The organism is Halomonas sp. 3F2F (assembly GCF_014897805.1).
Lineage (GTDB): Bacteria > Pseudomonadota > Gammaproteobacteria > Pseudomonadales > Halomonadaceae > Vreelandella.
Window position 1 is genome coordinate 36757 of record NZ_JABUZE010000079.1, and the last position, 11812, is coordinate 48568.

Below are 11812 nucleotides of genomic sequence, written 5' to 3' on the forward strand. Positions count from 1 at the left end.
CGTGAAGTCTGTCTCGTTCCGTGTCGCCTACCCGTCCGGCAGTAATTGGCTTAACCCTTGACTGGAGTGTTTCACGTGAAACATCCCGACATCTGTTGAGGGCTCCCATATACCACGAAGCGCGGAGGGTTCGACGCTTGTAATAAATGCCTGACACTGCATCTTTTCAAGCAAATTGCAAAACCGATCTCGGTGCGTGCTATCTAGCTCCGCTGGTAAATCGTCGATTAAGTAGATGCAGTGTCGTTGTGTGGTACTTTCCAGAAGCCGCCCCTGGGCAAGCTTTAATGCACTAACCACCAGCTTTTGCTGGCCTCTGGAAAGGACTTCGACAGCAGGCTGCTTGTTTAATCTGATTCGCAAGTCTGCTCGCTGCGGCCCCTGCTGGGTAAAGCCCATTTGCTGATCCGCGTGACGACTATCCTGCAAAACGTCCGCAAGTGCGCGCTGCATATCCCAGCCTCTTACATAACGCAGCGTTAAATCGGGTAGAGAGATCAGCTCCTTTAAGGTTTCATCGAATACCGGCAAGAACTCGTTGAACCATGCTTGCCTGAGTGCATCCATCTGCTCCCCCCAGGAAGCTAACTCATACTCCCATACCGCTATTTCGCTTGGGACTATTCTACCACGCCTAAGGAGCGCATTCCGATGTTTCACCGCGCGGCGCGTTCGCTTCCATGCGTCGAGAAAAGAGTGTTTCACGTGAAACACTCCCCAATCCAAAAACTCTCTGCGACCTGCGGGCGATCCTTCGAGAAGGCGAAAGGCATCTGGATTTATTAGCTGCAACGGCATAGCTTCAACCAATTCGGCCAAGCGGACGCCTTTCTCTCCACGCAAACGCAACTCTAGCTCGCGCTGTGCGCGCATTCTCCTCACACCAAGCGTAACCTCAGGGTCCCCCGCCAAGCGGCCGTAGAGCGTCATATAGGGCGCCTCAGACTGTATAGCATGTTTAAGCTGACGAGTCCGGAAAGAGCGCCCCATTCCTAAGATATGAATACCTTCCAGCAGGCTAGTTTTACCACTGCCGTTAACGCCGTATATCACATTAATACGGGATGCCGGGCACATCTCAACTGGCGCTAAATTACGCAGCCCCTGAAGATTTAACCGAGACACACTCATTAACGACTGCCAGTAAATAAGACCATAAAACCTGCCATCCTTTAAAACGCGAAAACGGCGCTTCTGCCATCAGAAGCGCCGCCCTCTTTAGCCAGCTATTGCGGCTATAGCCGCATCGGCATAACAACATAAAGCGCATCACCGCCGCCAGGTTCTTCTAACAGCGCACTGCTGTTAGGATCTGCCAGCGTCATCTGCACTCGATCCTCATCCAGTACCGAAAGCACGTCGACTAAGTAACCTACGTTAAAGCCAACCTCCATGGCTCCGCCATTATACTCAACGGCCACATTCTCTTCGGCTTCTTCCTGTTCAGGGTTATTGGCCATTACTTTAAGATTGTTTTCCTCAAGGTACAGCCGCACACCACGATATTTCTCATTCGAGAGAATAGCAGTACGTGAAAGCACCTGACGCAATTCAGCACGCTCAGCGATTAGTACTTTATCGCCATTGCGCGGCACTACACGCTCGTAGTCAGGGAATTTGCCGTCAATCAGCTTGGAGGTAAACGTAAAGTCGCCTGTATGAGCGCGAACATGGGTTGAGCCCAGGGTAAGGCTTACCGGTTCATCACTATCGTCCAACAAGCGAGAAAGCTCTAGGATACCTTTCCGCGGTACGATTAGCTTTTGCGCTTGGTCAACCACAATATCAATAGGCCGTGAGCACATAGCTAAGCGGTGCCCATCAGTGGCAACGGTGCGCAACAAATTACTTTGAATTTCGAGCAGCATGCCGTTCAGATAATAGCGAACATCCTGCTGGGCCATTGCAAAAGACGTTGACTCAATCAGGTGCTTCAATGTCCCTCTGGGCACACTAAGCTCCTGACTACCATCAGCATCTTCAATATTTGGAAACTCTGCAACGGGCAGCGTCGAAAGCGTAAAGCGCGAACGACCACTGCGCAGTACGGCACGCCCCTCTTCTACCGCCAACTGAATCTCAGATTGGTCAGGCAACGATTTACAGATATCCATTAGCTTACGAGCAGGAACCGTGGCAGCACCCTCTTGATCAACTTGGCTCGCCACGGTACGGCCTACTAGCTCTACTTCTAGGTCGGTACCGGTTAATGCTACCTGATCCCCTTCTACTTGGATCAGTACATTAGAAAGTACTGGTAGCGTTTGGCGCCGTTCGACTACGCCCGCCACCAGAGTCAGCGGGCGAAGCAACGCCTCTCGGGAAATAGTAAATTTCATCGGTACTCCGGTTTCTATCCTGAAAGGCCCGCAGTGCAGGCCCAAACGATAACGGTTAACTAGTTAGCAGGCGAAGAAGATTCTTGTAATCTTCACGAATATCCGCATTTTCCTCTTGCAGCGCTCTTACCTTACGACAAGCGTGCAACACGGTCGTGTGATCACGGCCACCAAAGGCATCGCCTATTTCCGGCAAGCTGTGATTTGTCAGCTCTTTAGCTAGCGCCATAGCAACTTGCCTCGGCCGTGCGACGGAACGAGAGCGGCGTTTAGAAAGCAGATCGGCAACTTTAATTTTGTAATATTCAGCAACCGTTCGCTGAATATTATCAACGCCTACCTGCTTATCTTGAAGCGCTAACAGGTCTTTAAGCGATTCGCGAATAAAGTCCTGGGTAATGGTTTTCCCCATGAAATGCGAATCTGCAATCACCTTTTTCAGCGCACCTTCAAGCTCGCGGACGTTTGAGCGAATCTTCTGAGCAATAAAGAAGGCAGCGTCGTGCGGGAGATCAACTTTCGCCTGATCTGCTTTTTTCATTAAAATCGCTACGCGGGTTTCAAGCTCTGGCGGCTCAATAGCCACTGTCAGGCCCCAGCCAAAGCGCGATTTCAGACGCTCCTCCACACCACTAATCTCTTTTGGATAGCGGTCAGAGGTAAGTATCATTTGCTGCCCACCCTCTAATAATGCATTAAAGGTATGGAAGAACTCTTCCTGGGAACGCTCTTTTCCAGCAAAAAACTGAATATCATCAATAAGTAGCGCATCAACGCTGCGATAAAAGCGCTTGAAGTCGTTAATCGCATTTAACTGCAGTGCTTTCACCATATCCGCGACAAAGCGTTCAGAGTGTAGATACACCACACGGGCATTTTCACGGCGGCCAGCCAGGGCGTTACCGACAGCGTGCATCAAGTGTGTTTTACCTAAACCAACGCCACCGTATAAAAACAGCGGGTTATAGGCACCGCCAGGATTTTCAGATACCTGACGAGATGCCGCACGAGCGAGCTGGTTCGATTTACCTTCAACAAAGGTATCGAAGGTAAAATTAGGATTAAGACCACTACCATGTTTTAGGCTGCCTTCAACCTGTACTTGGCGCTCATTTCCTCGCCGATTCGGTGACTCTTCCCGCAGTTGATCAATTTCTCGCTCATCAGCAAGGTCTCCCCTTGGCGGCGTATGAACCGCAGGCGATGCTTGCCTTGAGGGAGATGCTGAGACCGGATTACCCAAATCTCTTGGCTGCGGGGCAGGTGCAGCCACACGGCGGCTACCTACAGTCAAACTGACTTTGGGAGGCTTGGATGGCGCAAGTTCTCGCATCAGCTCGCTGATACGCTTTGAATACTTATCACTCACCCAGTCGCGCACAAAGCGATTCGGCGCCAACAAGCGCAGCTCATTGGTCTCTCCTTCTTCTGCCTGCAGCGGACGTATCCAGGTATTGAACTGCTGTGAATTCAGTTCGTCCTGCAGGTAGTCCAGGCACTGTTGCCAAAGCGCGAGTGACACTCATCTCACCATCGGTTGAAAACGGCCGACCATTGTAGCGCCCAACGAGACGGTTATCCACACGCACTAACGCCTCTTTTTGTCCTGTGGACAACTATTCATGAGGCATAGGGAAAAGCTGGTAATTGATCAAGGAAAAAGCTGATTTGATGGCTTCTATAACCTGTTGAACACACCTAATTAACAGTTTATTTAAGGCTTATCCGAAGGTTATGCACAGATTTTTTATGTTTTTAAGTTGTTGATAAAAATGGGCTAAAATAGCTTATCCACAATTAGTATCCCCACTATTAATAACAGTAGGTTTTAAATAACTTCATTAGTAATAGTAGTGTCATGGCAAGAAGCCACGATGGTGATGTACGAAGAGCCTCCATTGCCTTTTTAACGCTTTTTATGCAAGGAAAAATTGCACCTGACGCGGGAAGTCTCTACAATTTCCGGTCTTGAATTGAAACTCCCCGGCTAGTTCCTCACTGGACCGGGTCTTTTGGAATTCACTTTCCGTCCTAAACCACGTGGGAATAACGAGTTATGAAACGCACTTTTCAACCCAGCGTTCTCAAGCGCAAGCGCGCGCATGGCTTCCGTGCTCGTATGGCAACCAAAAACGGCCGTGCCGTTATCGCACGCCGCCGCGCCAAAGGCCGCAAGCGTCTGAGCGCCTGATCTCGGATTGCGTGTGCCGCATCAAGGCTTTCCCCGGTGCTTACGTTTGCTAAACGCCGGGGATTTTAGTCACGTGTTTGAACAGGCAGACCTGAAGGTTCATGGCAAAGGTATGATGGCGCTAGCGCGTTTGAGTACCCGGGGACATCCCCGCATTGGACTGGTGGTCAGCAAAAAGAATGTGAAGCTCGCTGTTGATCGCAACCGCTTTAAGCGACTCGTGAGAGAATCTGTTCGCCTCCGCCAAGATCACTTACCCTCTGTGGATATCGTGATACTGGCAAAGCGTGGTGTTCAAGATATTGATAACGAGACGCTGAATCGCCAGCTAAATGGCATGTGGAAACGACTTCAGCGTGACGCACAGGCGGTGTCTGTACCACTCCCGCCTAATGGCGTAACACGTGACGCTTGACGCACACCTCGCCGCTCGACCTCGGCCTGCCGCCTGGCAGGCTTTCGTGTGTCATGGGTCGAGTAAATGACACTGCGCCATTAGCATGTTCACCACCCATCGGGCAGAACCCTCATGGACGTAAAACGACTTTTATTACTGATTCCACTGGCAGTACTTGCCTACCTATTGGTTGTACAGTGGAATCAGGATTATGGGCAAATAAGCGTCGATTCGACGCCTGAAATTACCCAAAACAGCAACGGCTCATCCGCCAATAATGTTGGCAGTGATGATTTATCGGTTCCTAGTTCGTCGGCTCCCCAAAATGCCATTAGTGAAGGCATGCCTGGAGAAGCAGAAAGTAACTCGTCTAGCCGAGACTTTATTGCTGTCACGACCGACGTTCTCGACGTACGTATTGACCCACATGGTGGCGATATCGTGTACGCCGCTCTACCGCAGCATAAGCTAACGCAGGATTCAGATCGTAACTACGTGTTGCTTTCTGATAACTCAACGCGTAGCTACGTCGCCCGTTCCGGCCTTCAACTGGACGGCCAGGCTAGCCGCATTGCCTTCACGCCCGAGCGTACCGAGTACCGCTTAGGAAACGATGAAGAGCAGCTAAGTGTTGATTTAACAGCGGAAGTTAACGGCGTTGAGGTTATTAAGCGATTGACGTTTAAGCGCGGCGACTACGCGGTCAACGTTAGTTACTATTTAGCCAACAACACCGAGTCACCGATTAGCGCACGCTTTATCGGTCAACTGGCGCGCGATAATAGCCCTGACCCCTCAAGTGGCGTCTCTATGGGTATGAAATCGTATCTTGGTGCAGCCTACTCTACCCCTGACGCGCGGTACGAAAAAATCGACTTCGACGATATTCAAAGCCATAACTTTGAAAATCGTGAGGCGCAGGGTGGCTGGATTGCGATGATCCAACACTACTTCGTATCTGCCTGGGCACCGGCGCAAAATCAGCAAAACCTCTACTATGTCACTACCGATTCACGGGATCGTAATGTCGTAGCGTTTGCTGGCCCCACGAGCAGTGTGGCCGCTGATGGCGAGGCAACGCTAAGCGCAACGCTGTACATGGGACCCAAGGTTCAAGACTATCTTGAACAAGTCGCTCCCAACCTACGCCTAACCGTAGATTACGGTTGGCTGTGGTTTATCGCTAACCCGCTGTTCTGGTTACTGGATAAGATCCACGACATCGTTGGCAACTGGGGCTGGTCAATTGTACTGCTGACCGTACTCGTGAAACTGGTGCTGTTCCCGCTATCCGCCAAAGCCTACAAGTCAATGGCGCGTATGCGTAAGCTTGGCCCGGAAATGCAGCGTCTCAAAGAGATGTATGGCGATGATCGCCAGAAAATGTCTCAAGAGATGATGAAGTTCTACCAGAAGGAAAAGATCAATCCTCTGGGCGGCTGCTTACCAATTCTGGTGCAAATGCCGGTCTTTATCGCCCTGTACTGGATGTTGCTTGAGTCCGTTGAGCTGCGCCATGCGCCGTTCATGTTCTGGATTCAAGATCTGTCGGTGAAAGATCCGTACTTTATCTTGCCGATTTTGATGGGGATCTCGATGTTCGTTCAGCAAATGCTGAACCCGACACCGCCCGATCCCATGCAGGCGAAGATTATGAAGATGCTGCCGATTATCTTCACCTTCTTCTTCCTGTGGTTCCCAGCAGGTCTGGTTATCTACTGGGTCGTCAACAACATCATCTCGGTGGCGCAGCAGTACCTCATTACGCGTAATATTGAGAATGATCCAAACGTCGGCAAAGGGTTGCGAACCAAGTAGCACGCTCCCTTCTCCTACCACCAGACCCCCGCCCTAGCGGGGGTCTGGCGTTTTAGGATGAACAACGCGACAATCTTCGCCATACACCAACGAGAAGCGCCATGGCCGATCGACTTTACACCCAAGACACCATTACCGCTCTGGCAACTCCTCCTGGCCGCGGCGGTGTTGGCATTATTCGCGTCTCAGGCCCTGCCTGCCGCGATATCGCTGCCGCTGTACTTGGCCACTGCCCTTCCCCTCGTTACGCTCACTACGGCCCGTTTTATGCCGCTGAAAGCGTTATTGATGAAGGCATTGCCCTGCTGTTCAACGGCCCCCACTCATTTACGGGCGAGGACGTGCTTGAACTGCAAGGACATGGCGGGCCAATCATTATGGATATGCTGCTTGAACGCTGCCTACAGCTTGGCGCACGCCTAGCACGCCCGGGTGAGTTTTCAGAGCGTGCCTTTCTAAATGACAAGTTGGATTTAGCCCAAGCCGAAGCCATTGCCGACCTGATAGACGCCACTTCCCGTTCCGCTGCCGAAAATGCCGTACGTTCGCTACAGGGCGAGTTTTCCCAGCGTATCTCGGCGTTAGTGGAGCGACTCATTGAGTTGCGGGTATACGTCGAAGCGGCGATTGATTTCCCTGAGGAGGAAATCGACTTTTTAGCCGATGGCCACGTCGCCAACCGTTTAGACAGCGTTCAGCAAGCGCTGACGGCAGTTCGCAAAGCCGCAGGCCAAGGGGCACTGTTACGCGAAGGAATGAGCGTGGTGATTGCTGGACGACCTAATGCCGGTAAGTCTAGCTTGCTCAACGCACTGACCGAACAAGATACCGCTATTGTCACGGATATTGCCGGCACCACCCGTGACGTGCTGAGGGAATATATTCACATTGATGGCATGCCACTGCATATTATCGACACCGCAGGGCTGCGCGACACCCCCGATGCCGTAGAGAAAATCGGCGTTGCCCGCGCTTGGGAAGAGATCGAAAAAGCCGACCGCGTGCTGCTATTGGTAGATGCCTCCACGACTGATGCGACCGACCCTATGACTATTTGGCCGGAATTTGTCGCCAGGCTCCCTGATAAAACACGCCTGACACTGGTGCGAAATAAAATCGATACCAGCGCCGAACCAGCGGGCATTGATTTATCCACAACCCCACCAACGATCAGACTATCCGCGAAAACTGGCATGGGTGTGGATAACTTAAAAACCCATCTAAAGGACATCATGGGGTTTTCTGCGACGACCGAAGGGCGATTCTCAGCCCGCCGCCGCCATTTAGACGCCTTAGATCGCGCCATGATTGCGCTGGAAACTGGACGCGCCCAACTAGATGGCTACGGAGCCGGGGAATTGCTGGCCGAAGACTTGCGCGATGCTCAGCAGGCGTTAGGCGAAATTACCGGTGAATTCAGCGCTGACGACCTGCTCGGCGAAATCTTTGGCAGTTTTTGTATCGGGAAATAATCACCTGCTTTGGTCACTAACAGACAGTGGCTAACAAGCTATTCACCTACCAGCCACTCTGACCGATAGTCACTTTCCGAGCCTAGCAGCGGCGTAATGTGTGCCATCGCCGCCGCTAGACGCTCATCTAATCCCCAGGGCGGGTTAATCACTAGCATTCCACTACTGTACATGCCATGGCTCTGCTCGTTTGGCGTATGGCGTTGAAGCTCGCTGCGCCAAATTTTACGGATGCCGCTCTCCCTCAAGCCGTTTAGCAGCGAGAGATGGTTGCCTGCTGGTAGCAATGGATACCACACCAGGAGCACCGCATGTCGCGCTTTTGCCAGGCTATAAGTCACCGCATCAACCACCTCTAGATATTCCGCTTTACGTTCGTAGCTAGGGTCAATCAATACGCACAAACGCGGCGTTGCAACCGGTACCAGCTCACTCAAGCCTGCCAGGCCATCCCCATAAATTCGCTGCGCCTGCGGGGAAAGCGATTGGCTGCTTAAGTGCTCATGCTCACCTGGATGAAGCTCAAATAACGTCAGGCGATCTTGCTCACGAAGCGGCTGAGAAAGCCACCAAGGTGAGCCAGGATAATGGGTAAGCTCAGATGCATGGGGCTGGGCAGTTGCCAGCGTGGTTAGCCAACTATTTAGTAAAGGGTCGCTTAGCTGCTCGCTCGCTTTCCACAGCGGCCAAATGCCCTCACGGTATTCTTGAAGCCGCTGAGTCTCTTTGGTGTTAAGTGGATAGAGGCCTCGTCCCGCATGAGTATCTATATATGTAATGGCTGTTTTTTTACGTAATAAATAATCAACCACCGCGTAAAGCGTTAAATGTTTCTGCACATCGGCAAAGTTACCGGCATGGTAAGCGTGTTGGTAAGACAGCATAGTCGCTCGCTAACAGAGAATCGAAAAAAGCCCGCTATGTGAGCATAGCGGGCGTTTATCGGCAATGCCGAGGTTAGCTAATCAATCGTTAGTGTTAACCCTGGCCATTTCCCGTGGGAGTCAAGGTGATTTCAACACGGCGGTTTTGCGCCCGCCCTTGTTCAGAATTATTGCTAGCAACAGGCTGATTGGCCCCATATCCCATGGTGTTTAATCGAGCAGAGGATACGCCATTTTGGCTAAGGTAATTACCTACAGACTGGGCACGGCGTTCAGACAGACGCTGGTTATAGTTTGCATCTCCGGTGCTATCAGTGTGGCCAGCAATGTTGACGCGGGTGTCCTGGTACTGGGTCAGTACATTCGCTACCTGGTTAAGAGAGTTACGCGCCTCGCTGGTAAGCTCAGCAGAGTCGAAACCAAACGTAACGCCGCTGGGCATATTAAGCACAATATCGTCACCGCGACGATCAATCTCAATACGCGAGCCCTGGAGATTTTGGCGCAGCTGTTGCTCCTGACGATCCATGTAAACGCCTATACCGGCACCCGCTGCAGCACCTACCGCCGCGCCAATCAATGCGCGATCACGACGGCTAGTGCTGCCATCGCCAGACAGCGCACCGGCAGCAGCACCAATAGCCGCGCCAATGCCAGATCCCATCGCAGTGCTAGAGCGCTGCGTCTGACCGCCATAAGGGTCCGAGGTAGCACAACCAGCTAACAAAATGGCTGCCGCCAGCGGGGTCAGTAGTCGAGAAATACGCATCACTCACTCCTTGATAATCTTCAGGGTAATTGCTTTATATATCGCTGATCACTCATCGCTTATTAATGTCAGCAATTCATTCAAGAATAATAGACCTTGAGGCGATGCACGCAGCTTTTCGGGCATTTCCATTAAAAGTCCTTTTTCATACGCGCTTTGTAACCGTGAAAGTAACACGGCTGAGGGCTGTCCTGTGTAAGCCGTCCAGACATCCATTGCGACCCCATCGGTTAAGCGTAACGCATTCATCGCAAACTCAAGGGGTAGCTCCTGCGTTGCTATCAGCTGCTTACCAGCCACAAAGCCACGCGGATCATTTGCACGACGTAAATACGCCTCTGGCTGACGTGTTTTCCAGCGCCTTTCGATATGCCGTTGCCCCTGACTATCGACCGTCGTCAGCTTTCCATGCGCTCCTGCCCCAATACCCAAATAATCGCCAAACTGCCAATAATTGATGTTGTGGCGGCTTTGTAGTCCCGCTCGCGCGTAGGCAGAAATTTCATAGCGCCGCAAACCGGCTTGCTCAAGGCGTTGATGGCCAGCTTCTTGAATGTCCCAGAGTGCCTCTTCTTCTGGTAACACCGGCGGATGAGAGAAAAACGCCGTATTCGGTTCAAGCGTTAACTGATACCAGGAGAGATGCTCTGGCTCCAGAGCCAATGCTTGATCAATATCCTCCATCGCTTGAGCCGGTGTTTGTTTAGGTAAGCCATGCATTAAATCAATATTGAGATTATCAAACCCAGCCTCACGCGCCTGGTGAACAGCATTGACCGCTTCTTGGCCGCTATGAATACGCCCCAACGCGCTAAGCTGTTCAGGGCGAAAGCTCTGAACTCCCAAGGACAAGCGATTGATCCCGGCTTCTCGATAACCAATAAAACGCCGCTGCTCAGTCGTGCCAGGATTCGCTTCAAGGGTAATTTCAATAGTCGAAGAGAACGGCAATCGAAGGCGTATCTCTTTGAATAATCGATCGTAAAAAGCTGGCGATAACAGGCTTGGCGTGCCACCACCAATAAATATCGTTTGAATCTCTCTTTCATTCGCTAACGATAAATCACCCTCCAAATCACTGAGCAGGGCGGTTAGATAAGCGGCTTCGGGCAGCTCGTCAGTACTGGGCTCATGGGAATTAAAGTCACAGTACGGGCACTTACGTACGCACCATGGCGTATGGATGTATAGGGATAAGGGAGGCAATAGCTCAGCCATGCGCCACCTTCAACAGTTCAACCAAGCCCTGTAATGCTCGCCCACGATGACTCAGTCGGTTTTTGGTTTCACTGGATAACTCGGCAACACTCATTCCTTGGTCCGGTAACCAGAACAGAGGGTCATAACCAAAACCGCCATTACCTCGCGGGTGCGCCAGAATTTCACCTTCCCAACTACGTTGCACAATCACAGGTACAGGGTCTTCTGCATGACGCAAATACACCAATACGCACCAATAACGTCCACTACGCTGGCCTTCAGCATAGCGACTGAGCGACGTTAATAACTTCTCATTATTGCGCTCGTCACTTTTAGGCTCACCGGCATAGCGCGCTGAATAGATACCCGGTGCACCGTGAAGCGCATCCACCTCTAGGCCTGAGTCGTCTGCCAATGCAGGTAACCCACTGATTCTACTTGCCTCACGAGCTTTCAGAAGTGCGTTTTCAACAAAAGTAAGCCCTGTTTCTTCCACATCGCCTACTCCAAATTCGGATTGCGGACGAACATCTAACCCAAGAGGTGCTAGTAATTGATTGAATTCTTTTAGTTTTCCTACATTTCCACTGGCTAAAACTAAGGTATTGGGCGATGCCATAACGATATCTCCAAAAAGAAGGTTAATGAGTTTACATATATCAAAATTTCTTCTAAAGCAGGCTTTCTGTTACTTAATGTAAATATTAAAAACTAATTTAAAAACTGCTTATATTGTCAATAA

11 protein-coding genes are annotated in these 11812 nt (G+C 51.2%); 4 read left to right on the top strand and 7 right to left on the bottom strand.

The annotated features are described in order from the left end of the window. Positions 1-27 precede the first annotated feature (27 nt). From recF to dnaA, 3 genes are all read right to left on the bottom strand, one after another. Positions 28-1131: a DNA replication/repair protein RecF gene (gene recF, locus INT21_RS09670; protein WP_193085097.1), complete on the bottom strand. Its 1104-nt coding sequence runs from the start codon at positions 1129-1131 to the stop codon at positions 28-30. Between the two features lie 104 nt (positions 1132-1235). Beyond that, on the bottom strand, positions 1236-2339 hold the full coding sequence (gene dnaN / locus INT21_RS09675; protein WP_009723350.1) for a DNA polymerase III subunit beta: 1104 nt from the start codon (positions 2337-2339) through the stop codon (positions 1236-1238). A 55-nt stretch (positions 2340-2394) separates the two neighbouring features. After that, entirely contained in the window at positions 2395-3861 is a 1467-nt protein-coding gene (dnaA, locus tag INT21_RS09680; RefSeq protein ID WP_193085098.1) for a chromosomal replication initiator protein DnaA, read from the bottom strand. A gap of 534 nt (positions 3862-4395) precedes the next feature. Here dnaA and rpmH point away from each other — a divergent pair. The 4 genes from rpmH to mnmE all read left to right on the top strand — a co-directional run bounded on the left by rpmH (position 4396) and on the right by mnmE (position 8217). Then, positions 4396-4530 carry a 50S ribosomal protein L34 gene (gene rpmH, locus INT21_RS09685; RefSeq protein ID WP_009723348.1) on the top strand — a complete coding sequence of 45 codons (135 nt, stop codon included), beginning with the start codon at positions 4396-4398 and terminating at the stop codon, positions 4528-4530. Between the two features lie 13 nt (positions 4531-4543). Further along, positions 4544-4945 (top strand): ribonuclease P protein component, encoded by a 402-nt coding sequence (gene rnpA, locus INT21_RS09690; protein WP_084183640.1) that lies wholly within the window; start codon positions 4544-4546, stop codon positions 4943-4945. Between the two features lie 114 nt (positions 4946-5059). Then, complete coding sequence (yidC, locus tag INT21_RS09695; RefSeq protein ID WP_089040122.1) at positions 5060-6745, top strand: membrane protein insertase YidC; 1686 nt, start codon at positions 5060-5062, stop codon at positions 6743-6745. Between the two features lie 101 nt (positions 6746-6846). After that, entirely contained in the window at positions 6847-8217 is a 1371-nt protein-coding gene (gene mnmE, locus INT21_RS09700) for a tRNA uridine-5-carboxymethylaminomethyl(34) synthesis GTPase MnmE (protein ID WP_193085099.1), read from the top strand. A gap of 38 nt (positions 8218-8255) precedes the next feature. Here the strand turns inward: mnmE and INT21_RS09705 are convergent, their stop codons facing one another. From INT21_RS09705 to rdgB, 4 genes are all read right to left on the bottom strand, one after another. Then, positions 8256-9101 (bottom strand): 23S rRNA (adenine(2030)-N(6))-methyltransferase RlmJ, encoded by an 846-nt coding sequence (locus tag INT21_RS09705; protein ID WP_193085100.1) that lies wholly within the window; start codon positions 9099-9101, stop codon positions 8256-8258. 94 nt (positions 9102-9195) lie between these two features. Further along, on the bottom strand, positions 9196-9870 hold the full coding sequence (locus tag INT21_RS09710) for an OmpA family protein (RefSeq protein ID WP_089040124.1): 675 nt from the start codon (positions 9868-9870) through the stop codon (positions 9196-9198). A gap of 48 nt (positions 9871-9918) precedes the next feature. Beyond that, positions 9919-11088: a radical SAM family heme chaperone HemW gene (gene hemW / locus INT21_RS09715; protein ID WP_193085101.1), complete on the bottom strand. Its 1170-nt coding sequence runs from the start codon at positions 11086-11088 to the stop codon at positions 9919-9921. After that, positions 11081-11689, bottom strand: coding sequence for an RdgB/HAM1 family non-canonical purine NTP pyrophosphatase (gene rdgB / locus INT21_RS09720; protein WP_089040126.1), 609 nt, complete (start codon positions 11687-11689; stop codon positions 11081-11083). Before rdgB ends, hemW begins: the two co-directional genes overlap by 8 nt. Between the last annotated feature and the right edge of the window lie 123 nt (positions 11690-11812).

Excerpts from the sequence above, each read along its gene's own strand:
- yidC (WP_089040122.1), top strand. The coding sequence starts at position 5,060 with ATGGACGTAAAACGACTTTTATTACTGATTCCACTGGCAGTACTTGCC.
- hemW (WP_193085101.1), bottom strand. The coding sequence starts at position 11,088 with ATGGCTGAGCTATTGCCTCCCTTATCCCTATACATCCATACGCCATGG.
- rdgB (WP_089040126.1), bottom strand. The coding sequence starts at position 11,689 with ATGGCATCGCCCAATACCTTAGTTTTAGCCAGTGGAAATGTAGGAAAA.
- recF (WP_193085097.1), bottom strand. The coding sequence starts at position 1,131 with ATGAGTGTGTCTCGGTTAAATCTTCAGGGGCTGCGTAATTTAGCGCCA.
- INT21_RS09705 (WP_193085100.1), bottom strand. The coding sequence starts at position 9,101 with ATGCTGTCTTACCAACACGCTTACCATGCCGGTAACTTTGCCGATGTG.
- mnmE (WP_193085099.1), top strand. The coding sequence starts at position 6,847 with ATGGCCGATCGACTTTACACCCAAGACACCATTACCGCTCTGGCAACT.
- rpmH (WP_009723348.1), top strand. The coding sequence starts at position 4,396 with ATGAAACGCACTTTTCAACCCAGCGTTCTCAAGCGCAAGCGCGCGCAT.
- dnaN (WP_009723350.1), bottom strand. The coding sequence starts at position 2,339 with ATGAAATTTACTATTTCCCGAGAGGCGTTGCTTCGCCCGCTGACTCTG.
- INT21_RS09710 (WP_089040124.1), bottom strand. The coding sequence starts at position 9,870 with ATGCGTATTTCTCGACTACTGACCCCGCTGGCGGCAGCCATTTTGTTA.